The following is a 21523-nucleotide window of genomic DNA, read 5'->3' on the forward strand; positions in this document are numbered from 1 at the left end:
CATGACCAAACGCAACCTTGTTTCGCTGCTGCTGCTACTCGCGGTGGCGATGCTCTTCGCGAGTACCAGGCCCTGGCTTGAACTGCAGCTCATCCCGAGTGCTGCCGCCCACGGTGACGTGACAGTGACGGGAACCGCGGGGAACAAGGCGCTCATGCCGGTGGCGATTGCGCTCCTGGCTATCGGCGCCGTGCTCGGCATTGCGGGCCGCGCGCTCAGGGTTGCCCTCGGCGCGCTCACCGCGGTGTTTGGCGGGTGGATCGCCTGGTCGGCCTTCGCTGGAGTGCTCGGCGGGCAAGATGCCGAGATCGACTTCGCAAAAGCTTCGATTGCCGAGGCGACGGGCATTCTCTCGTCATCGCCCATCGAGGTCGTTGACCTCATGCAGGTCACGGTGTGGCCGACGGTCACGGTGGTGCTCGGTTTGCTTGTGCTGCTCGTGGGCATCGGGGTCGCGGTGTTTGGCTGGAAATGGGCACAGGGCGGCAAACGGTATGAAGCGAAGGGCTCGCCGCGCGAGAAGAAGGCGCCGCGTCCCGATGGCTCAGCCGACCGGATTGCCGACTGGGATGCACTCTCTGAGGGCGACGATCCGAGCGATGAACTTGGGCCAGAAGACTTCGGTGGCGGCGACGACAGCGCAGAAGCGCCGGGTCGCTCCTGAACCACGCCGGGCGAGAGTTCGCTCATTTGCGAGCGACCGGCTAAACTGTGATGTGAAGACTTGATAAAAGGAGATTCATGACTGACCGCCTTGATGAGTATGGCCACGGAGATTCACCGGCTGCATGGACTGCAGTGCTGATTATGCTGCTTGCATTTGCTGTGGGCACGGTTGCTTTCTTCTTCCACCAGGCTTGGCTGGTGTGGATCAGCGCCGGCGTGCTCGTGCTTGGTCTCCTGGTAGGCGTGATCATGGCTAAAGCAGGCTACGGCGTTAAGGGACCAAAGTTCGTTCCTAAGTCTCACGACTAACCCGTGCTAGACGACCTGCTTCGCGGGGCGCTTGACGATGCTGCTTCGAGGGAGGCTCAGCTACCACTGAGCCACCTCGAAGCGCTTGCGTTAGAGGCCCCTGCAGCGTTGAACGCGCTCGAGTTTCTTGCTCCGGCCGATCATATGAAGGTGATTGCCGAGGTCAAGCGTGCGAGTCCTTCTCGCGGCGACCTCGCCGAGATTCCCGAGCCTCACGAACTTGCGATGCAGTACGAGGCTGGCGGTGCGAGCACCGTGAGCGTGCTGACCGAGGGACGCAAGTTTAAGGGGTCGCTCGACGATCTGCGCAGTGTTCGCCAGCTTGTGAACATTCCTGTGCTGCGCAAAGACTTTATTGGTAACGCGTACCAGGTGTACGAGGCGAGGGCTGCTGGGGCAGACCTCGTTTTGCTCATCGTTGCGGCGCTTCCGCAATCGACGCTCGAGTCGCTGTATAAACTCATCATTGAGCTCGGGATGACACCACTCGTCGAGGCGCACTCTGACGAAGAGGTTGACCGCGCGATTCAGCTGGGTTCCAAGCTCATTGGCGTCAACGCACGTGACCTGACGACCTTTGAGCTCGATCGCGAGCTGTTTGGTCGCGTGAGCGACGTGATTCCGAAGGGAACCATCAAGGTTGCTGAATCGGCTGTTCGTGGCGTCGACGACGTCGAGCATTACCGCCGTGCCGGGGCTGACGTGGTGCTCGTCGGCGAGGCACTCGTGATCGAGGGCGCACCGCGCGAAGCTGTTCGCGCATTCACCCAGGTTGCCTAACCATCAGATAACACAGATAGAGGTTTCGATGACGAAGCAAGAGGGGCTCGGCCAAGCTCAGGGCCCATACTTCGGAGATTTTGGCGGTCGGTTTGTTCCCGAATCGCTCATTCAAGCGCTCGACGATCTCACGGTTGCTTGGGAAGCCGCCAAGGCTGACCCCGCCTTCCACGAAGAACTCGACGCACTACTCAAGGACTACACGGGACGGCCCTCGCCGATTACCGAGGTGCAGAAGTTCGCGGCACTCGCTGGTGGTGCGCGCATTTTCCTGAAGCGCGAAGATCTGAACCACACCGGTTCGCACAAGATCAACAACGTTCTCGGTCAGGCTCTGCTGACAAAGCGCATCGGCAAAGATCGCATCATCGCCGAGACGGGCGCGGGGCAGCACGGTGTCGCGACCGCGACGGCGGCAGCGCTGTTCGGGCTCAAATGCACCATCTACATGGGGGCGGTCGATACCGAACGCCAAGCCTTGAACGTCGCCCGGATGCGCCTGCTCGGCGCCGAGGTCATCGCGGTCCAGGCGGGCACTCGCACGCTCAAGGATGCGATTAACGAGGCATTTCGCGACTGGGTGACCAACGTCGAGACCACGAACTACGTGTTCGGCACGGTCGCGGGCCCTCACCCTTTCCCCGAGATGGTGCGCGACCTGCAACGTGTCATTGGTGTCGAGGCGCGCGAGCAGATGCTCGAGCGAACCGGCAAGCTTCCCGACGCGATCGCAGCCTGTGTGGGCGGCGGGTCAAACGCGATGGGCATCTTCCACGCCTTTCTCGACGACGAAGCGGTTGCGCTGTATGGTTTCGAAGCCGGCGGTGAGGGCGTCGAGACCTCGAAGCACGCGGCAACACTGACGCTTGGTCGGCCCGGCGTGCTGCACGGTGCGAAGAGCTTGCTCTTGCAAGACGAAGACGGCCAAACCCTCGATTCTCACTCGATCTCGGCAGGGCTCGACTACCCGGGCATCGGCCCCGAGCATGCGTGGCTGCACTCGATTGAGCGCGCTCAGTACCAGCCCGTGACCGACGCCGAGGCGATGCAGGCGCTGCTCGACCTCTCTCGAACCGAGGGAATCATTCCCGCGATCGAGTCTTCGCACGCGCTCGCTGGCGCACTCAAACTTGCCGCGACGATGAGCCCAGACGAGACGGTGCTCGTGAGCCTTTCGGGGCGCGGCGACAAAGACATGGAAACCGCGGGCCAGTACTTCGGCCTCTTCGATTCAGCAGGCCAGGAGGCGTCATGAGCCAAGTCACGAACATGATTCGCACTCGCCGTGACGACTCGCGGGGTGCCCTCATCGGTTACCTGCCGGTCGGGTTTCCCGATGTGGCGACAAGCATCGATGCGGCAGAGGCTCTCGTGCGCGGAGGCGTCGACATTATTGAATTCGGCCTTCCATACTCAGACCCGGGCATGGATGGTTCTGTGATTCAGGCCGCCACCGTCGAGGCACTGAAAAACGGTGTCAAGGTCGCTGACGCGTTCACCGCGATCGAAGAACTCACGAAACGCGTTGACGTTCCGGTCGTCATCATGACGTACTGGAATCTCGTCATGAGCCAGGGCGTTGAACACTTCGCCGAGCGTCTCAAGAACGCGGGTGGCGCGGGCCTCATCACTCCAGACCTCATTCCCGACGAGGCAGCTGAGTGGATCAGCGTCTCTGATCAGTTCGAACTGGATCGCATTTTTCTCGCGGCCCCGACCTCGACCGAGCAGCGTCTTGAGCGTATTAGCGAACTGAGCCGTGGCTTTGTCTACACGGTCTCGACCATGGGCGTCACGGGTACTCGAACCGACGTCGACCATGCAGCGCGTGAGCTTGTCGGCAGGCTTCGTGACGTGGGCTGTGAGAACAGCTGCGTTGGCCTCGGCATTTCGTCGGGAGCCCAGGTGCGCGAGGTGCTTGAGTACGCCGACGGCGCCATTGTGGGCTCTGCGCTCGTAAAGGCCCTCGCCGAGGGCGGGGTAGCGCGCGTGCAACAGGTCGCTGAAGAACTCGCGACCGGAAAACTCCGCTAGACGAACCTTGGCAGAGCCTCAACGCTCAGCCGCACACTGGTATTACGCCGTCTAAGATGGTGTGAGACGTTACCGACAAGAAAGTAGGCTGCATTGATGCTTTTCATGAGCATTCCGAGCCCTGACACGAACTCGTTTAACATCGGGTCTGTTCCGATTGCATACTACGCACTGTGCCTCATCGCCGGCATGGTCGTTGCTCGCATCTGGACGGGGTCACGCCTCACCAAGCGTGGGGGAGAGCCTGGTGTCGCGCTCGACTTCACCCTCTGGGCGGTTGCGCTCGGTATCGTTGGTGCGCGCCTCTACCACGTGCTGACCCACGCGGGCGACTACTTTGGCCCCGGCAAGAACCCGATCGAGATTATTCGTATCGACCACGGCGGCATCGCAATCTTCGGTGCCTTGCTGGGCGGTGCACTCGGTATTCTCATCGCGTCACGCCTCACGGGTGTTCGCTTTTTCTCGTTCGCAGACGCGCTCGTTCCTGGCCTGCTTCTTGCTCAGGCTGTTGGCCGCCTCGGCAACTGGTTCAACCATGAGCTTTTCGGTGGCCCGACCACGCTGCCCTGGGGTCTCGAGATCGAGACGACGAACCCGGCTTTTCCCGTTGGCATGCCTGAGGGAACGCTCTTCCACCCGACCTTCCTCTATGAGATCATCTGGAACATTCTGGGCATCGTTGTGCTGCTCGCAATCGAGAAGCGCCTCGCGCCTCGCTGGGGCCAGTTCATCGCGCTCTACTTCATCTGGTACGGCATCGGCCGCGCGTGGATCGAGTCGGTGCGCGTTGACCCGAGCTACCAGTTCTTCGGCTTCCGCACCAACGTGCTCATGGCCTTTGCGATCGTTCTGCTCGGCGTCGTACTGTACTTCGTCCAGCGCCGCAGGCACCCAGGCCTCGAAGCATCGGTGTACCTGCCCGGCCGCATGCGCAACGATGAACTCGCGCTCGTCGCAACGAACGACCCCGAAGAGTACTACCACGTGCTCGAGCACACCTCACCAAAGCTCAACCCTCAGCCGGCCAACTAGGCCATTAGGAGCATCATGCGTCACGCAAAGATCGTCGCCACGTGGGGCCCAGCGGTTTCAAGCTACGGCAACACCCTCACCCTCATTCAGGCTGGTGTGAACGTTGCGAGGATGAACCTCTCACACGGTGAGCACTACATTCATGAGGGCGTGTTCCGCAACATTCGCCGCGCCGAAGAAGAGGTCGGGCGACCGATCGCGATTCTCGCAGACCTGCAGGGTCCCAAAATTCGCCTCGGCAAGTTTGAAGGCGGACCATACTCGCTCGAAGAGGGCGACGAATTCGCGATCACGACGCGCGACATTGTTGGCGACGCAACGATCTGCGGCACGACGCACAAGGCGCTCCCAGGCGATGTGAGTGTCGGTGATCCGCTGCTCATTGACGACGGTAAAGTGACGTTGCGCGCGACCCGCGTGACCGAAGACACCGTGCACACGGTTGTCGAGGTGCCAGGAGACGTTTCGAACAACAAGGGCATCAACTTGCCCGGCGTTGCAGTCAACGTTCCCGCGCTCTCTGAGAAAGACGAAGACGATCTGCGCTGGGCACTCAAGCTCGGCGTCGACTACATTGCGCTCTCGTTTGTGCGTGACGCGAAAGACATTGAGCGTGTACACGAGATCATGGACGAGGTGGGCGTTCGCCTGCCAGTGATCGCCAAGATAGAGAAGCCGCAGGCTGTCGAGAACCTTGCAGAGATTGTCGACGCTTTCGACGGCATCATGGTTGCTCGTGGCGACCTCGGTGTTGAACTGCCCCTCGAGCAGGTTCCTGTTGTGCAAATGCAGGCGATTTCGTTGGCCCGCGAACACGCGAAGCCCGTCATCGTTGCGACCCAGGTGCTCGAGTCAATGATCGAGAACCCGAGGCCAACGCGCGCCGAGGTCTCTGACTGCGCGAATGCCGTGCTCGATGGTGCTGACGCGGTCATGCTGTCAGGAGAGACGAGTGTTGGCGCGTGGCCCATTGAAGCGGTCTCGACCATGGCTCGCATCATCAAGTCGACCGAAGAACAGGCGCTGGAGCGCATTGAGCCGATGCGCACGCGGCCGAAGACCCAGGGTGGCGCGCTCACGCTCGCTGCGGCAGAGGTCGCGGCAACACTCGGAGCGAAGAGCATCTGCATTTTCACCGAGTCGGGCGACACGGTTCGCCGAGTCTCACGCCTGCGCACCCCGATTCCCATCTACAGCTTCGCCCCGAGCAGTTCGGTGCGCCGCCAGCTTGAGATGACGTGGGGCGCGCGAAGCTACGAGACGGCACGCGTTGCCTCGACTGACGAGATGTTCGCCCAGGTTGATGACGTGCTGCTTGAACGTGGCCTTGAGCACCTCGGCGAGACGGTCATCGTGATCGCGGGCACTCCGGCGGGTGTCGTCGGCACGACGAACACGCTGCGCATTCACCGACTGGGCGAAGCGAGCGGTCGCCTCGAGCCCGGTGCAAAGGTTGCCTCAGAAACGAAGTAATCGCGCAACAAATTTTTACGGAGGGGCTGCCGTAGGGTAGTGTTACTTCGTGGCCGAAAGGCCGAATGCCGGATTGGCGGAATCGGTAGACGCGGCGCACTCAAAATGCGTTGTCGAAAGACGTGTGGGTTCGAGTCCCACATCCGGTACCAAACACGAGGGGCCCTCTCGCTTGATTGCGGGAGGGCCCTTCGTGCACTCTGCGAAAAGCCGTGGCGGATCGATCGCGATTGCCGTGACAACATCGCTCTAGCGGGGAGCGGAAACCCGCAAACGAAAGAACGGCGTTCATTTTTTCCACAGTGGTCGGCCAGAATGGAGCATTCTCGCAAAAAAACTTCACGGAGCTGTGAGGAATCAGCATGGAGTTTTCACGTTTGTGGCGTACGCTAGTGGTGTGACTGACGAAGAAATTACCCCTAGTACCAAACGCCGCGTTGTCGTGGCCGAAGACGAGTCTCTCATCCGCATGGACATTGTTGAGACCCTTCGCGACAACGATTTCGACGTTGTCGGCGAAGCCGGCGACGGTGAACGTGCTGTTGAGCTGGTGCGCGAGCTTGAGCCCGACCTTGTTGTCATGGACATCAAGATGCCGAAGCTTGACGGTATCTCTGCGGCAGAAGAGATCAACAAAGAGCACCTCGCTCCCGTTGTTCTCCTGACTGCCTTCAGCCAGAAAGAGCTTGTCGAGCGTGCAACCGACGCGGGCGCCCTCGCCTACGTGGTGAAGCCCTTCACGCCTGCTGACCTGCTGCCTGCCATCGAGATCGCAATCTCGCGCTTCCAGCAGATTACGGCGCTCGAGAACGAGGTCGCTGACCTCGCAGAGCGCTTCGAGACCCGTAAGCTCGTTGACCGTGCCAAGGGCATTCTCAACGACAAGATGGGGCTCAGTGAGCCTGAGGCGTTCCGCTGGATTCAGAAGGCGTCAATGGACCGCCGTCTGACGATGCAAGACGTCGCAAAGACCATCATCGATCAGCTGGGGGCGCAGACGAAGGCGTAACGCTTCGCTCGCTTGCGGGCCGCCAGTCGGCGCCCGCAAGCGCCTCAGCTCGATCGAAAAGACCTGTCCCGAACCTAGTTCGAGGGCAGGTCTTTGTACATGTTCGTGATGCGAACGGTCGAGCAGCGTCGCCCGGCCTCATCGCTAATGACGATCTCATGGACGCTCAGTGAGCGGCCCACGTGAATCGGGGTGCAGACGGCTGTCACCGATCCGCTTGTTACCGAGCCGGTGTGCGTCGCGTTGATGTCGATGCCCACGCCAACCTTGCCTTTGGGGGCGATGAGGTTCGAGTGCATCGACCCGAGGGTCTCTCCGAGCACACAGTAGGCGCCGCCGTGCAGCAGCCCGATCGGCTGGGTGTTGTCTTCGACCGGCATCGTTGCCACGGCGCGCTCACGCGAAAACTCTTTCATGGTGATGCCCATGCGGTCGGCGAGAGCTCCGAGCCCACGTGTGCGAACGAATTCGAGACCGTCGAGGTTTTCTGCTGGCGTGTGCTGTGTCATCTTTGCTCCTGAATGTTTCGGCGAAGACTTGTAGTCTTAGAGGGTGTCGAATACAGCTCAGCCTACACTCATGATCATTGACGGGCACTCGCTTGCCTTCCGTGCTTTTTACGCGCTTCCCGTCGACAGTTTTCGTACCGCCGACGGCCAACACACGAATGCCATTCACGGCTTCATCTCGATGTTGTTGAGCCTTCTGCAAAACGAAAACCCCGATGCCCTCGCGGTCGCCTTTGACATCTCGCGGCACTCGTTCCGCACCGAGGAGTACCCCGAATATAAGGGCACTCGCGGCGCGACGCCCGAAGAGTTCAAGGGGCAGATCCCGCTCCTCCAAGAGGCACTGCACTCGATGGGCATCACCACGATCGAAAAAGAGCAGTACGAGGCCGACGACATTCTCGCGACACTCGCTACACAAGGTTCGGCCGAGGGCTTTAAAGTGCTCGTTGTGAGCGGTGATCGCGACACGATTCAGCTCGTCGACGACAACGTTCTGCTGCTGTACCCCTCAAAGCAGGGCGTGTCTGAACTGACCCGCTACGATGCCGACAAGGTCATGGAGCGGTACGGGGTGCGGCCCGAGCAGTATCCCGAAATCGCAGCGCTGGTCGGCGAGACGAGCGATAACCTGCCCGGCGTGCCGAAGGTGGGCGAGAAAACCGCGGTGAAGTGGATCAACCAGTTTGGTTCGCTCGACGAGATTCTGCGCAGGCAGGACGAGATCGGTGGCAAAGTTGGCGAGAGCCTGCGCGAGAACGCGCACCTCGCCGAACGGAACCGCCGGCTGAACCGCCTCGTTCGCGACGTCGAACTCGACGTGGCGCCGAAAGACCTCATGCGGCCTGAAATCGATATGACGGCAGTGCAGCCCATGTTCCAGCGACTCGAGTTTCGCACCCTGCTGCAGCGCGTTGCGAAGCTCTCGGGGCAGGAAGTGCCGGCCGCGGGTAGCGACGCTGGAGCCGCAGCCGAGGTCGCAACCCCAGAATTTCCCGAGCCGAAGCTGCTCATTGACGAAGAGCTTGATGCGTGGCTGCGCCGGGTCGAGAATCCCGCGCTCACCGTTGTCGCCGAGGGGCCGCAGCTGACGGTCGGCATTGCGACCACCGACGAGGCGGTTGAGTTTGTATGGGAACCTCAGGGGCGCGACTACGCTCTGTTCGAGGCATGGCTCGCTTCTGATGCACCCAAGGTGGTCTACCAGGCGAAGCCACTCGTGAAGCTGCTTGCGGGCCACAGTGTCGAGCTCGGCGGCCTCGCCGGTGACGCTCATCTCGCCGCATGGCTCGTGCGCCCGACGCAGGCCGAGAAGAGCTTCGCCGACGCCGTGCTGCGCTATCTCGGTGAAGAGGTTCCCGAGGGCGATCCGCAGCAGCTCGTACCAGAGGAAGGGTCGATCGCGACCCCCGCGATGCTCGCGTGGTACACCCGCCGCTTGCACACGCAGGTCGAGACCTTCTTCGAGGATCGCACCGGCGAGGTCTATCGCGATATTGAGTTGCCGCTCGTGACGGTGCTCGCGAAGCTCGAAATGCGCGGCGTCGAGATCGACACCCCGCTGCTCGAAGCTCACCATGCTGAGCTCACCGACCGCGTGCAGGCCGCGCAGCAGCGCGCCTTTGACGCGATTGGCCGCGAGGTGAACCTCTCGTCGCCGAAGCAGCTGCAAGAGGTGCTCTTTGACCAGCTCGATATGCCGAAAACCCGCAAGACGAAGAGCGGCTACTCGACCGATGCCGCGTCTCTCGCTGATCTGCAGGTGAAGAGCCCGCACGCCTTCCTCGACGCGCTGCTTGAGCACCGTGACGTCAACAAGCTGCGCCAGATCGTCGAGGGGCTCATGAAGTCGGTCGGCGACGATGGCCGCATTCACACGACGCTGCAGCAGATCGGTGCGAGCACCGGTCGCCTCGCCTCAGCCGAGCCAAACCTGCAGAACATCCCGGTGCGCTCAGAAGAGGGCCGCCGGATTCGCGAGGCCTTCACCCACTCGGCCGAGACCGAGTGCCTCATGACCGCCGACTACTCGCAGATTGAGATGCGCATCATGGCGCACCTCTCGCGTGACGAAGGGCTGATCGAAGCCTTCAACGCGGGCGAAGACCTGCACCGTTTCGTCGGCTCTCGCATCTTCGGCGTCGAACCCGCCGACGTGACCTCAGAGATGCGCTCGAAGGTGAAGGCCATGTCGTATGGCCTCGTCTACGGCCTTTCAGCGTTCGGCCTCTCAAAGCAGCTCGGCATCTCTGCCGGCGAGGCCAAGCAGCTCATGCTCGACTACTTCGACCGCTTCGGTGGGGTGCGCGACTACCTCCGCTCGGTCGTCGAGCAGGCCCGCGTCGACCAATACACCGAGACGATCTTCGGCAGGCGTCGTCCCTTCGGCGATCTCGCAAGCCCGAACCGGGTGCTTCGCGAGAACGCGGAGCGTGCGGCGCTCAACGCGCCAATTCAAGGCAGCGCGGCCGACATTATCAAGCTCGCGATGATCCGCATTGAGCACCGCATGCGCGAGGCGAAGCTCGCCTCGCGCATGCTGCTGCAGATTCATGACGAACTGATGTTCGAGGTGGCACCTGGCGAGTGGGACGCTCTCGAAGCGATCGTGCTCGCCGAGATGGGTGGCGCCGCCGAGCTGGCCGTGCCGCTCGAGGTGCAGGTGGGTCGCGGCGAGAACTGGAACTCGGCGGCGCACTAGCAGGCCGGTGGCCGGCTGCGGTTCGTCGCTCGCTGCCTGCCGGCCGCTCGCTGCCGCTTCGCCGGTCGCTGTCCGCCGGTCGCTGCTCGTGTTTTTCCCGTTTACTTGACGAAAAGCAGGGTGTCGACGCGCAAACACCCTGCTTTTCGTCAAGTAGATGCCGGGGCGGGGCGAAACGAGGGCGAAAGCTCCGCAGCAGCCCAGCAACAGCTCCGCAAGAACCCCGCAAGAACCCCGCAACAGCCCAAAAACGGCGGCGGATCGCGCAGCTTTCACCCTGGCCCAAGCAGTAGTTCGCGGTAGCAGGCAGGTGCCCCGCGACACGCCCGGGTGAGAAGGCCCGAGCCGCTTGAAGTTACGCAGAAAACTGCGGTAAGCTGAGATGTCACTTTTGTGATGATTTCTGTCCACTGCGCGTGGAATCCAGGGGCCAAACTGCAACGGCTTCTCCATGCGCCCGATTACATACTCATATCGGAGTTTAATTACATGAAAAACGAAACGACCGCCAAGGCGCCGAAGCAGGTTGCGATCAACGACATCGGCTCTGCAGAAGACTTTTTGGCCGCGGTCGAAGAGACGCTGAAGTTCTTCAACGATGGCGACCTCATCGAGGGCACCGTTGTGAAGATCGACCGCGACGAGGTTCTGCTCGACGTTGGTTACAAGACTGAGGGTGTTATTCCCTCACGCGAACTTTCAATTAAGCATGATGTGAACCCCGACGAGGTCGTTGAAGTTGGCGACACCGTTGAGGCTCTCGTGCTCCAGAAGGAAGACAAAGAAGGTCGTCTTCTGCTCTCGAAGAAGCGTGCACAGTACGAGCGTGCATGGGGCGACGTCGAGAAGATCAAGGAAGAAGACGGCGTCGTTACCGGTACCGTCATCGAGGTTGTCAAGGGTGGTCTCATCGTTGACATCGGACTCCGTGGCTTCCTTCCTGCTTCGCTCATCGAGCTGCGCCGCGTTCGCGACCTGACCCCTTACCTGGGCCAGGAGATCGAGGCAAAGATTCTCGAGCTCGACAAGAACCGCAACAACGTTGTTCTCTCACGCCGCGCTCTGCTCGAGCAGACGCAGTCAGAGAGCCGCTCAAGCTTCCTCCAGGACCTCACTCCTGGCCAGGTACGCAAGGGTGTCATCTCGTCGATCGTTAACTTCGGTGCGTTCGTCGACCTCGGTGGCGTTGACGGTCTCGTTCACGTTTCAGAGCTCAGCTGGAAGCACATCGACCACGCTTCAGAGGTCGTCGAGGTTGGCCAGGAAGTCACCGTCGAGGTGCTCTCGGTCGAGATGGATCGCGAGCGCGTTTCACTCTCGCTCAAGGCAACGCAGGAAGACCCCTGGCAGGTATTCGCCCGCACCCACGCAATCGGCCAGATTGCACCGGGCAAGGTTACCAAGCTCGTTCCGTTCGGTGCGTTCGTTCGCGTCGCAGACGGCATCGAGGGCCTCGTGCACATCTCAGAGCTCTCGGGCCAGCACGTTGAGCTCGCCGAGCAGGTTGTCTCGGTCGGCGACGAGTGCTTCGTCAAGATCATCGACATCGACCTCGAGCGCCGCCGCATCTCGCTCAGCCTCAAGCAGGCTAACGAGGGCGTCGACCCAGAGGGCACCGAGTTCGACCCCGCACTCTACGGCATGACCACCGAGTACGACGAGAACGGCGAGTACAAGTACCCAGAAGGCTTCGACCCTGAGACGCAGGAGTGGAAAGAAGGCTTCGAGACCGAGCGCGAGAAGTGGGAGCAGGAATACGCTGCCGCACAGTCACGCTGGGAGGCTCACAAGCTGCAGGTTGCCGAGGCAATCAAGGCAGAGGCAGAGGCCATCGCCAACCCCGCAGAGTCGTCATCATCTTCGGCATCACAGAGCGCACCCGCTTCGGCTGGTACCCTCGCCGACGACGAGGCACTCGCTGCACTCAGGTCACAGCTTGAAGGCAAGTAACTCCCGCTAGTTACTCCGCGAATTGGCCCGGTGCGCACGAGCGCGCCGGGCCTTTTTCATACCCCGAATCGCGACCCAGACGAGGGCGATGAGTAGCACGAGCCCGATAAGGGGAGCGATAATGGCCGCGAGTGAGAGGCCCACGGCACCCGTGTCTTCGGCAACGCTCACGATCGGGGCGGCGGCTCCGGCACTCAGTGTGTTGAGCACGGGCCGTGCGATTGCCTTGAACAGGTGGGGAAGTAACGCAATGACGATGCCCGCGACCATCGGCCACCAGAACGAGACGTCGCTGAACGCCCCGGGGTCAGCCACCGAAACGGTATCGCTCGAGAGACCTGCGCTGAACACCATGCCGCCCGATGCGGGGCGCACCACGGTTTGCGCGATATCGTTGACGAAATCGAGCGCGGGCACCTTGTCGACGACGACCTCGATGACGAAGAGCACGGCGAGGGCGATGAGTGCCCAATCGCTCGCGATCCACGACCATGTCTCGGGTAAGTCGATGAGCTGGGTGAAGCGCGCGAGCAGGCCGAGCGCGAGCAGCGGAACGTAAGCGTTGAGGCCAGCGGCAGTGGCGAGCAGGAGTCCGGTGAGCATCGCGATCATGTGAACAGTGTATGGCGCTTTTCGCGGTGACTGGGCGGCGGTATCATCGAGAGATGTTCTTCATCGGTCTCACCGGAGGCATTGCCTCGGGCAAATCAACGATCACGCGGCGGCTTGCAGAGCTCGGGGCCGTGACGCTCGACGCTGACCAGCTCGCGAGAGTCGTCGTCGAACCAGGAACGCCGGGGCTGCAACAGGTGCGCGAGGCGTTTGGAGACGGCGTCATCGCGGCCGACGGGAGCCTTGACCGTGCGGCGCTCGGGGCGCTCGTGTTTCGCGACCCCGAACGGCTTGCGGTGCTGAACGGCATCGTGCACCCCGCGATTCAGCAGCACGTCGCGGGCGTGATCAGCGAACTTGAGGCCGAGAACCCTGATGGGGTGCTCGTGTATGACATCCCGTTGCTCGTTGAGAGCGATCATGATTACGTCTGGGATCTCGTGGTCGTCGCCGACGCGCCCGATGAGGCGCGCATCGAGCGCATGGTCGAACTGCGCGGCATGACCGAAGATGAGGCGAGGGCGCGTATCGCGAACCAGGTCACGAACGAGGCCCGTCGCGCGGTCGCCGACGTCGTGATCGATACCTCAGGAACCGTCGAAGAGACGATTGCCCAGACCGATGCGTTCTGGCACAAACTCGTGGCGGATCGAGGCCTTCGCGCAGGCAAGAGCGAGCGCGAAGGCGGCAGCGGGGTCTAGAAAGCGCCGATTCCGAACTCGGTGAAGAGCCAGTTCAAACGGAACTGGGCGGCGGTTGCAATCGCGATGAAGTTGAGCACGATGATGACCCAGGCCCACTGGGTGAGGGTTGTGCCAACGTTTCGGAAGCGTTCTGAGCCGCCGAAGAGTCCGCGTGACCAGTTCGTGAAGAGCGAGATCCACCACAATGGAATCATGACGGTCCACACGACCATGCACCAGGGGCACAGGGTGCCGAGGTCATAGATGCTCTGGTACTGCAGCCAGCACACGAACACGTAGCCGCCGAGCAGTCCGAGCTGGTAAACGATCCAGAACCAGCGCTTGAAGGTTGCCCCGGCAAGCAGTGCGACACCGACAATGATCGGTGCAGTGAAAGCGGCGACGCCAATGATGGCGTTCGGGAACCCAAAAATGCTGCCCTGCCATGAGGCCATGTTGGGGCCGCAGGTGACGAGCACCGAGATGTCGCAGTTGGGCGAGTAGTCGGGCTCAACGAGGGTTTTGAGGTACTCGGTGAGCAGCTCAAATGAAGCGAAGAGGCCGATGACGCCAGCAATAATGCTGAACACGCTGTAGGCGGTGCGTCGTGAAGGGGGAAGCTGGGCGGTTTCGGTTGCCATAGTCATTATTCTTACGCAAGAAACCTGAAACTTTACAACATGTGTGTTGAGTCCGACCACATTCCTGCGCCGCATGGCATAATAGACGCAGCACAACATGCAGATGTATGTGCGTTAAGTTTTCTCGCTGATCGATGAAGCGAGCGACCGGCACGGTCGAGCAGGGTGAAATCCCAAAGAGTTTTCGCGAGAACCTTCTCGCAACAAGAGTTCCGTGCAACGTTAAAGCACGGGTATAAGGAGTTCACCAGAAATGGTGCAAGAGACACAATACGAATCAGAGCAGAACGAACCCGGGGCAGAGCAGGCCGTGGGCGAGACCCCGGAGGCAGGGTCTCCCGAGACGCAGCCTGAGCCCCAGGACACGAAAGCTGTGGCTTCTGAAGCGCAGCCCGAGGCCGTGGCTGATTCGGCTGCAGCGCCCGAGTCAGACGAAGCGGCTACAGCGGATCCTCAGGCTTCCGAGGCCCCTGAGGAGCCCTCCGCGGGAGAAGCCGAGACTCAGCAGGAGCCGGCCGCCGTGAGCGAAGAAACTCCCGAGCCACTCACCCCACTTGAGCAGTTCATGGCGAGTAAAGAGTTGCTCTTTATTGCCCCCGATGTGCCACCTATTCAGCCGAGGTCGCGCCGCTCAGAGGCGATCGATCTTGATGAGTTGCTCGACCGGGAAACCCAGTCGAGCGAGAACGACGCGACATCGCGCCGCACCCGCAACCGCAGTGGCCGTCGTTCACCGCAGGATTCGCAGCGCGCTGATGAGCAGCCCCAACAGCCACAGCGCCAGGAGCGCAAGCAGGCCGCACCCGTCTCTGAACCGCAGCGGCTCAAAGGCTCGACCCGGCTTGAAGCGAAGAAGCAGCGCCGCCGCGAGGGGCGCGAGGCAGGCCGCCGTCGCACCGTCATCACTGAGTCAGAGTTTCAGGCGAGGCGCGAGTCGGTTGACCGCCAGATGATTGTTCGTTCGCTCGACGATCGCATTCAGATTGGTGTGCTCGAAGACAACGTGCTCGTGGAGCACTATGTTGCGCGCTCGAGCGAGACCTCGCTCATCGGCAACGTCTACCTCGGCAAAGTGCAGAACGTGTTGCCGAGCATGGAGGCGGCGTTCGTCGACATCGGGCGCGGCCGCAACGCAGTGCTCTACTCGGGCGAGGTTGACTGGTCATCATTTGACGGTGCACAGTCGGCGCGCAAGATCGAGAATGTGCTGAGCCCCGGTGACAAGGTGCTCGTGCAGGTGACGAAAGATCCGGTTGGTCACAAGGGTGCACGCCTGACGAGCCAGGTCTCACTGCCTGGCCGCTTCCTGGTCTACGTTCCTGGCGGTGCCATGAACGGCATTTCGCGCAAGTTGCCCGACACCGAGCGTGCGCGCCTCAAGAAGATCCTCAAGGAGGTCCTTCCCGACGGCGCTGGCGTCATCGTGCGTACCGCAGCTGAGGGTGCCAGCGAAGACCACCTGACGCTCGATGTGCAGCGACTCACCAAACAGTGGGAGTCGATTCAGGAGCGCTCGAAGAAGGACAACGCGCCGTCGCTTCTGCACTCAGAATCGGACATGCTCATCAAAATCGTTCGCGATGTCTTCAACGAAGACTTCCAGAAGATGATCATCTCGGGCAACGACACGTACGGCGTTATCTCGCGATACCTCGAGCAGGTTGCGCCAGAGCTGTGTGAGCGACTCGAGCATTACCAGGACGAGCGCGACATCTTCGATCGCTACCGCATCAGCGAGCAGATCTCGAAAGCGCTCGACCGCAAGGTTTGGCTGCCCTCTGGCGGCTCGCTCGTGATTGACCGCACCGAAGCCATGACCGTTGTTGACGTGAACACCGGCAAGTTTGTCGGCTCAGGCGGCAACCTCGAAGAGACCGTGACGAAGAACAACCTCGAAGCGGCCGAAGAGATCGTGCGCCAGCTGCGTCTGCGCGACATTGGCGGCATTATCGTTGTCGACTTCATTGACATGGTGCTTGAGTCGAACCGTGACCTCGTTCTGCGACGCATGGTCGAGTGCCTGAGTCGCGACCGTACGAAGCACCAGGTTGCTGAGGTAACCTCGCTCGGGCTTGTTCAGATGACGCGTAAGAAGCTTGGTCTCGGCCTGCTCGAGTCATTCAGCGAGCCCTGCGAGATCTGCGCCGGTCGCGGGCTTATCGTGCACCAGGAGCCGGTGCACCGAGAAACCCAGCACCGCTCGAGCGGTAAGCGGGGCAAGCAGCAGAACCACCAGCAGCAGCAACAACAGCAGCAGCAAAGTCAGCAGCAGTCGCAGCCGCACGCGATTAGCGACGGCGCGAAGAACATGCTTGCCCAGGTTGCTGCTTCAACAATCGCTCCCTCTGCTGAGGGAGAGCAGGCAGCTGAGGCTCCCGCGACGAAGCCCCGCAGGGCGCGCGCGAAGTCACAGCAGTCGCAAAAGCGGGCCCAGGCGGCGCAGAAAGCCGAGGCCAGCCAGGGCGAGCAGCAGCCATCAGGCGCCGACCACGGCGCACGTAACGAGCAGGCTGCCGACATTGCCGCGGCCGTTCAGCAGGCGTTCACGGCTCCAAAGACCGTCGACAGGGCCGCGGCAGCGGCTCCGAAAGATCTGCTCGATTCGGTTCTCAACGCGCTCCCAGACGCGCCTGAGACCGGTGAGAGCCGGCTGTGTTCGCGACGAGCGACGCGCAGGCAGCAGGGCGTCGACCCCAAACAGCTCTTTACTGAGCTTGAAGATCAATAAATAATTCAGAGAAAACTCCGTGTCATTTGACCGAACCAGCAGTTTTGCCGTAATATTGATTGCTGGTGCAACTCCGCGTGAGTTGCTTGATGAGCAAGGCCCACCCGTGTGGCTAAAGCTCCAACACGGACAAACCAGAGAAAAGGTACACAAGTGGTTTACGCAGTAGTGCGCGCCGGTGGGCGTCAGGAAAAGGTTGAGGTTGGCTCAGTCATCACCATCAACCGTGTTGCTGGCGACGACAAGGGCAAAGTAGAACTTCCCGCAGTGCTTCTCGTTGATGGTGACAAGATCACCACCGACGCTGACAAGCTCGCGAAGGTCAAGGTCACCGCCGAGGTTGTTGAAGACCTCCGTGGCCCCAAGATCATCATCCAGAAGTACAAGAACAAGACCGGCTACAAGGCTCGCCAGGGTCACCGTCAGGAGCTCACGCGCCTGAAGGTTACCGGTATCAAGTAGTTCGTCTTCATAAACGTTAAGATCTAAGGAGAAAGACCATGGCATCAAAGAAGGGTGTGAGTTCAACTCGCAACGGCCGTGACTCAAATGCTCAGCGCCTTGGCGTGAAGCGCTACGCTGGCCAGGTTGTTAACGCCGGTGAAATCATCGTTCGCCAGCGTGGAACCCAGTTCCACCCAGGTGCAAACGTTGGCCGTGGCGGCGACGACACGCTGTTTGCTCTCTCAGCAGGCGAAGTGGAGTTCGGTACCCGCGGTGGGCGTAAGATTGTGAATATCGTCGCAGCTGCGTAATCGATCATAACCACGTGAAAGGCGAGCTTCGGCTCGCTTTTTGCGTATACAGGAGGAAAAATGGTGTCGTTCGTCGATGAGGCGCCCCTGCACGTACGGGCAGGGCGCGGAGGTGACGGCTGCGTGTCGGTGCGACGAGAGAAGTTTAAGCCCCTCGCCGGCCCAGATGGAGGCAACGGCGGGCACGGCGGCGACATCGAACTCGTGGCTGATCCGCAGGTGACGACCCTGCTCGAGTTTCAGCGTAGGCCGCACCGTGCTGCCGACAATGGCGGCTTTGGTATGGGTGATATGAGGGGTGGCGCGAACGCCGAGCACCTCGTGATTCCCGTGCCGGTCGGTACCGTCGTGCGCGATAACGATGGCAATGTGCTCGCAGACATGACCGAACCCGACGCGCGGTTTCTCGCCGCGAAGGGTGGTCTCGGCGGGCTTGGCAACGCGAGTCTCGCGAGCCGTCAGCGTAAAGCTCCCGGCTTTGCCCTGCTCGGAACCTCCGGCGAAGAACGCAGCCTGCAGCTTGAGCTGAAGACCATTGCCGATGTGGCGTTCGTGGGCTACCCCTCGGCGGGCAAGTCGAGTCTCATTGCCGCGATGAGCGCCGCGAAGCCGAAGATTGCCGACTACCCGTTCACAACGTTGCGCCCGAACCTTGGCGTCGTCGAGGCCGAAGAGTTCCGCTTCACCGTCGCTGATGTTCCTGGGCTCATCGAGGGCGCCAGCGAGGGCAAGGGGCTCGGTCTCGAATTCTTGAGGCACGTTGAGCGGTGCAGCGCGCTGCTGCACGTGCTCGATTGCGCGACCCTTGAACCAGGCCGCGATCCGCTGTCAGATCTCGAGGTCATCGAGCGTGAGCTCGAGGCCTACGAGGTGCCTGAGGGTCAGGTGCCACTGCTTGAGCGCCCGCAAATCGTCGCGCTCAACAAGGTCGACGTTCCTGAGGCGCGCGAGCTCGCAGAGTTCGTGAAACCAGAGCTTGAGGCGCGCGGGTTCACCGTCTTTCTCATATCAGCCGCGGCGCACGAGGGGCTTCGTCAGCTCTCGCTCGCGCTCGGCAAGATCGTGACCGACCACCGCCAGCAGGCCATCGCCGAAGCCGAGGCCGCGCCTCGCATCGTGCTCACCCCGAAGGCTGTGCGCGAGCGCCCCTTCGAGATCTCGATTGAGGGCGGATCGTACGGCAACCTCTACCGCATCACCGGCACGAAGCCAGAGCGTTGGGTCGAGCAGACTGATTTTGCGAATGACGAGGCCGTGGGCTACCTTTCTGACCGCCTGCAGAAGATCGGGATCGATGACGCGCTCGTGAAGGCCGGGGCAGAGCCCGGTTCGACCGTTGTCATTGGCCAGGGCGCGGGCATCGTGTTTGACTGGGAGCCAAGCCTCACGAGTGCCGCCGAGGTCATGCTCGGATCACGTGGTCAGGACGACCGGCTTGATCCGCGTAACAGGCGAACCACTGCAGAGCGTCGCGAGCGCCACCACGCGCGTATGGACGCGAAGCAGGAGGCACGCGACGAGCTTGAAGAGGAGCGTCGCGCCGGGCTCTGGAGCGAAGACGATGACTAGCGTGCAGAAGATTCTCGAGGCACGCAGGATCATCGTGAAGGTTGGCTCTTCGTCAGTAAGCGGCGAGAAGGCTCACCAGATTCCGCAGCTCGTTGATCTGCTCGTGCAGCTCAAAGCACGAGGTATCGAGGTCGCGCTCGTTTCGTCGGGCGCGATCTCGACCGGGGTGCCATTCATGCAGCTCGAAGAGCGGCCTGACGACCTCGCGACGCAACAGGCCGCGGCGGCTGTGGGGCAGAACGTACTCGTGAACCGCTATCAGCGTGCGCTGAGCGAACACAACGAGATTGCGGGGCAGGTACTGCTCACCGCTCAGGACATTGAGAACCCGACGAGCCGCGATAACGCTCGCCGTGCCCTTGAGCGCTTGCTCGAACTCGGTGTGATCCCGATCATCAACGAGAATGACACCGTCGCTACGCACGAGATTCGCTTCGGCGACAACGATCGGCTCGCTGCCCTTGTCTCGCGCATGCTTGAAGCTGACGCACTCATTCTGCTCTCTGACATCGACGCGCTCTACACCGCGCCGCCGACCGAGATTGGTGCTGAGCGCATCGCCTCGGTGCCTTACGGCGACACCCTTGAGGGCGTCAAGATCGGCGATGCGCAGTCGGGCTGGGGCACTGGCGGAGCCGTGACCAAGGTCTCGGCCGCGAGGCTGGCAACCGAGAAGGGCGCGACCGTGCTGCTTACCGAGGTGAGCCTGCTCGCGGGCGTGCTCGAGGGAGCCGACGCGGGAACGTGGTTCGAGGCGGCTGACGCGATCGTCTAGAATGGTGCCCATGGCACTCAGCGACGATTTTTACACCCTGCTCGGCACCACCCGTAAGGCAGCCCGCGGGCTTGTGACGGTCAACACGCAGCAAAAGAATGCTGCGCTCGAGGCAATTGCCGAGGGGCTCGAAACGTCGGTGCCAGAGATCGTCGAGGCAAACCAGCGAGATCTGCAGCGTGGAGCCGAGGAAGGCATCGCGGGCGGTCTTCTCGACCGGCTCTTGCTTGACGAGAAGCGCATTATCGCTCTCGCGAGCGCTGTGCGTGATGTGATCGCGCTCCCAGACCCCGTCGGGCAGATCGTGCGTGGCAACACCCTCGCAAACGGCGTACGCATCAGCGAGGTGCGCGTGCCATTCGGCGTGGTCGGTGCTATCTACGAGGCACGCCCAAACGTGACGGTCGATATTCTCGCGCTCGCGCTCAAGAGCGGCAATGGAGCGGTGTTGCGTGGCGGGAGCGCGGCGGCCCAAACGAACCAGGTGCTCGTCGCCGTCATGCAGCGAGCGATTACCGGGGCAGGGCTTCCTGGCGAAGCCTTCCTCAGCATCGACGACTTCGGCCGTGAAGGCGCGAGCGCGCTCATGAAGGCTCGTGGCTACATCGACGTGCTCATCCCACGCGGTAGCGCCGACCTCATTCAAGCGGTCGTGCGCGAATCAACCGTTCCCGTGATCGAGACGGGGTCGGGTGTCGTGCACGTGTACGTTGACGCGAGTGCCGAGGAAGCGATGGCTCTCGACATCGTGCGCAACGCAAAGACACATCGACCCAGCGTGTGCAACGCTGCCGAGACGCTGCTCGTGCACGAGTCGGCCGCCGAGCGTTTGCTGCCAGCGCTCCTCGAGATGCTCACCGAAGAAGGGGTCGAGATCTTGGGTGACGAAACCGCGAGGTCGCAGCACAGCGGCGTGCATGCTGCGAGCAGCGAGACGTGGCGCACCGAGCACCACTCGCTCGCGATGGGTGTCAAGGTCGTTTCGAGCATGGACGAGGCGATTGACCACATCGCCGCATACTCGACCCACCACACCGACGCGATCGTGACCTCAGACTTCGCCAACGCCGAACGCTTCTTGACCGAGGTTGACTCAGCGGTTGTCATGGTCAACACGTCAACTCGCTTCACCGACGGGGGAGAATTCGGCTTTGGCGCCGAGGTTGGCATCTCGACCCAGAAGCTCCATGCGCGCGGCCCGATGGGGCTCGCCGATCTGACGAGCACGAAGTGGCTCGTGCGAGGTACAGGGCAAATTCGCCACTAACAGTGTCAACACAATCTCTCTGGCTGA

At 61.7% G+C, this 21523-nt stretch carries 20 protein-coding genes and 1 tRNA gene; 18 read left to right on the forward strand and 3 right to left on the reverse strand.

The window, feature by feature from the left end; all coding sequences use genetic code 11:
* The first annotated feature begins 1 nt into the window (after position 1).
* From JSO19_RS12230 to JSO19_RS12270, 9 genes are all read left to right on the forward strand, one after another.
* Positions 2–664, forward strand: coding sequence for a Trp biosynthesis-associated membrane protein (locus tag JSO19_RS12230; RefSeq protein WP_270911934.1), 663 nt, complete (start codon positions 2–4; stop codon positions 662–664).
* 77 nt (positions 665–741) lie between these two features.
* Entirely contained in the window at positions 742–975 is a 234-nt protein-coding gene (locus tag JSO19_RS12235; RefSeq protein WP_217132579.1) for a DUF6704 family protein, read from the forward strand.
* Positions 976–978: 3 nt separating this feature from the next.
* Positions 979–1755, forward strand: coding sequence for an indole-3-glycerol phosphate synthase TrpC (gene trpC, locus JSO19_RS12240; protein WP_270911935.1), 777 nt, complete (start codon positions 979–981; stop codon positions 1753–1755).
* 28 nt (positions 1756–1783) lie between these two features.
* Positions 1784–3010, forward strand: coding sequence for a tryptophan synthase subunit beta (trpB, locus tag JSO19_RS12245; RefSeq protein ID WP_270911936.1), 1227 nt, complete (start codon positions 1784–1786; stop codon positions 3008–3010).
* The gene (gene trpA / locus JSO19_RS12250; protein WP_270911937.1) at positions 3007–3789 is read left to right on the forward strand and encodes a tryptophan synthase subunit alpha; all 783 of its coding nucleotides are present in this window, start codon (positions 3007–3009) and stop codon (positions 3787–3789) included. The genes trpB and trpA overlap by 4 nt, the downstream gene beginning before the upstream one ends.
* Positions 3790–3885: 96 nt before the next feature.
* Positions 3886–4824: a prolipoprotein diacylglyceryl transferase gene (lgt, locus tag JSO19_RS12255; RefSeq protein WP_270911938.1), complete on the forward strand. Its 939-nt coding sequence runs from the start codon at positions 3886–3888 to the stop codon at positions 4822–4824.
* 15 nt (positions 4825–4839) lie between these two features.
* A complete protein-coding gene (pyk, locus tag JSO19_RS12260; protein WP_270911939.1) occupies positions 4840–6297 on the forward strand; it encodes a pyruvate kinase in 1458 nt (485 codons plus the stop codon).
* A 67-nt stretch (positions 6298–6364) separates the two neighbouring features.
* Positions 6365–6449, forward strand: a tRNA-Leu gene (locus JSO19_RS12265).
* Between the two features lie 245 nt (positions 6450–6694).
* Positions 6695–7306: an ANTAR domain-containing response regulator gene (locus JSO19_RS12270; protein WP_217132567.1), complete on the forward strand. Its 612-nt coding sequence runs from the start codon at positions 6695–6697 to the stop codon at positions 7304–7306.
* Positions 7307–7380: 74 nt separating this feature from the next.
* Here the strand turns inward: JSO19_RS12270 and JSO19_RS12275 are convergent, their stop codons facing one another.
* Positions 7381–7815 (reverse strand): hotdog fold thioesterase, encoded by a 435-nt coding sequence (locus JSO19_RS12275; protein ID WP_270911940.1) that lies wholly within the window; start codon positions 7813–7815, stop codon positions 7381–7383.
* Positions 7816–7885: 70 nt separating this feature from the next.
* Between JSO19_RS12275 and polA the strand changes: the two genes are divergently transcribed.
* A complete protein-coding gene (polA, locus tag JSO19_RS12280) occupies positions 7886–10516 on the forward strand; it encodes a DNA polymerase I (RefSeq protein WP_270911941.1) in 2631 nt (876 codons plus the stop codon).
* Between the two features lie 489 nt (positions 10517–11005).
* A complete protein-coding gene (gene rpsA, locus JSO19_RS12285; RefSeq protein WP_270911942.1) occupies positions 11006–12466 on the forward strand; it encodes a 30S ribosomal protein S1 in 1461 nt (486 codons plus the stop codon).
* Between the two features lie 6 nt (positions 12467–12472).
* On the opposite strand, the gene JSO19_RS12290 is transcribed toward rpsA, so the two are convergent.
* Positions 12473–13078: a DUF4126 domain-containing protein gene (locus tag JSO19_RS12290; RefSeq protein WP_270911943.1), complete on the reverse strand. Its 606-nt coding sequence runs from the start codon at positions 13076–13078 to the stop codon at positions 12473–12475.
* 53 nt (positions 13079–13131) lie between these two features.
* Between JSO19_RS12290 and coaE the strand changes: the two genes are divergently transcribed.
* On the forward strand, positions 13132–13779 hold the full coding sequence (gene coaE / locus JSO19_RS12295; protein ID WP_270911944.1) for a dephospho-CoA kinase: 648 nt from the start codon (positions 13132–13134) through the stop codon (positions 13777–13779).
* Here the strand turns inward: coaE and JSO19_RS12300 are convergent.
* A complete protein-coding gene (locus JSO19_RS12300) occupies positions 13776–14402 on the reverse strand; it encodes a vitamin K epoxide reductase family protein (RefSeq protein WP_270911945.1) in 627 nt (208 codons plus the stop codon). The two genes, coaE and JSO19_RS12300, sit on opposite strands and share 4 nt — an antisense overlap.
* 253 nt (positions 14403–14655) lie before the next feature.
* Here JSO19_RS12300 and JSO19_RS12305 point away from each other — a divergent pair, with 253 nt between their 5' ends.
* The 6 genes from JSO19_RS12305 to JSO19_RS12330 all read left to right on the forward strand — a co-directional run bounded on the left by JSO19_RS12305 (position 14656) and on the right by JSO19_RS12330 (position 21496).
* Positions 14656–17130: an Rne/Rng family ribonuclease gene (locus tag JSO19_RS12305; protein ID WP_270911946.1), complete on the forward strand. Its 2475-nt coding sequence runs from the start codon at positions 14656–14658 to the stop codon at positions 17128–17130.
* 153 nt (positions 17131–17283) lie between these two features.
* A complete protein-coding gene (gene rplU / locus JSO19_RS12310) occupies positions 17284–17592 on the forward strand; it encodes a 50S ribosomal protein L21 (RefSeq protein WP_270911947.1) in 309 nt (102 codons plus the stop codon).
* A gap of 38 nt (positions 17593–17630) precedes the next feature.
* A complete protein-coding gene (rpmA, locus tag JSO19_RS12315; RefSeq protein WP_217132552.1) occupies positions 17631–17885 on the forward strand; it encodes a 50S ribosomal protein L27 in 255 nt (84 codons plus the stop codon).
* A 60-nt stretch (positions 17886–17945) separates the two neighbouring features.
* Complete coding sequence (gene obgE / locus JSO19_RS12320; protein ID WP_270911948.1) at positions 17946–19454, forward strand: GTPase ObgE; 1509 nt, start codon at positions 17946–17948, stop codon at positions 19452–19454.
* Positions 19447–20229, forward strand: coding sequence for a glutamate 5-kinase (gene proB / locus JSO19_RS12325; RefSeq protein WP_270911949.1), 783 nt, complete (start codon positions 19447–19449; stop codon positions 20227–20229). Before obgE ends, proB begins: the two co-directional genes overlap by 8 nt.
* A 10-nt stretch (positions 20230–20239) precedes the next feature.
* Positions 20240–21496: a glutamate-5-semialdehyde dehydrogenase gene (locus JSO19_RS12330; RefSeq protein ID WP_270911950.1), complete on the forward strand. Its 1257-nt coding sequence runs from the start codon at positions 20240–20242 to the stop codon at positions 21494–21496.
* Positions 21497–21523: the final 27 nt, after the last annotated feature.

The sequence above is a fragment of the Leucobacter sp. UCMA 4100 genome (assembly GCF_027853335.1).
Lineage (GTDB): Bacteria > Actinomycetota > Actinomycetes > Actinomycetales > Microbacteriaceae > Leucobacter_A.

Bases quoted from the DNA above. Each gene is read 5' to 3' on its own strand.
- JSO19_RS12230 (WP_270911934.1), top strand. From the start codon at position 2: ATGACCAAACGCAACCTTGTTTCGCTGCTGCTGCTACTCGCGGTGGCG.
- JSO19_RS12235 (WP_217132579.1), top strand. From the start codon at position 742: ATGACTGACCGCCTTGATGAGTATGGCCACGGAGATTCACCGGCTGCA.
- trpB (WP_270911936.1), top strand. From the start codon at position 1,784: ATGACGAAGCAAGAGGGGCTCGGCCAAGCTCAGGGCCCATACTTCGGA.
- trpA (WP_270911937.1), top strand. From the start codon at position 3,007: ATGAGCCAAGTCACGAACATGATTCGCACTCGCCGTGACGACTCGCGG.
- lgt (WP_270911938.1), top strand. From the start codon at position 3,886: ATGCTTTTCATGAGCATTCCGAGCCCTGACACGAACTCGTTTAACATC.
- pyk (WP_270911939.1), top strand. From the start codon at position 4,840: ATGCGTCACGCAAAGATCGTCGCCACGTGGGGCCCAGCGGTTTCAAGC.
- JSO19_RS12275 (WP_270911940.1), bottom strand. From the start codon at position 7,815: ATGACACAGCACACGCCAGCAGAAAACCTCGACGGTCTCGAATTCGTT.
- polA (WP_270911941.1), top strand. From the start codon at position 7,886: ATGATCATTGACGGGCACTCGCTTGCCTTCCGTGCTTTTTACGCGCTT.
- rpsA (WP_270911942.1), top strand. From the start codon at position 11,006: ATGAAAAACGAAACGACCGCCAAGGCGCCGAAGCAGGTTGCGATCAAC.
- JSO19_RS12290 (WP_270911943.1), bottom strand. From the start codon at position 13,078: ATGATCGCGATGCTCACCGGACTCCTGCTCGCCACTGCCGCTGGCCTC.
- coaE (WP_270911944.1), top strand. From the start codon at position 13,132: ATGTTCTTCATCGGTCTCACCGGAGGCATTGCCTCGGGCAAATCAACG.
- JSO19_RS12300 (WP_270911945.1), bottom strand. From the start codon at position 14,402: ATGGCAACCGAAACCGCCCAGCTTCCCCCTTCACGACGCACCGCCTAC.
- JSO19_RS12305 (WP_270911946.1), top strand. From the start codon at position 14,656: ATGGTGCAAGAGACACAATACGAATCAGAGCAGAACGAACCCGGGGCA.
- rpmA (WP_217132552.1), top strand. From the start codon at position 17,631: ATGGCATCAAAGAAGGGTGTGAGTTCAACTCGCAACGGCCGTGACTCA.
- obgE (WP_270911948.1), top strand. From the start codon at position 17,946: ATGGTGTCGTTCGTCGATGAGGCGCCCCTGCACGTACGGGCAGGGCGC.
- proB (WP_270911949.1), top strand. From the start codon at position 19,447: ATGACTAGCGTGCAGAAGATTCTCGAGGCACGCAGGATCATCGTGAAG.
- JSO19_RS12330 (WP_270911950.1), top strand. From the start codon at position 20,240: ATGGCACTCAGCGACGATTTTTACACCCTGCTCGGCACCACCCGTAAG.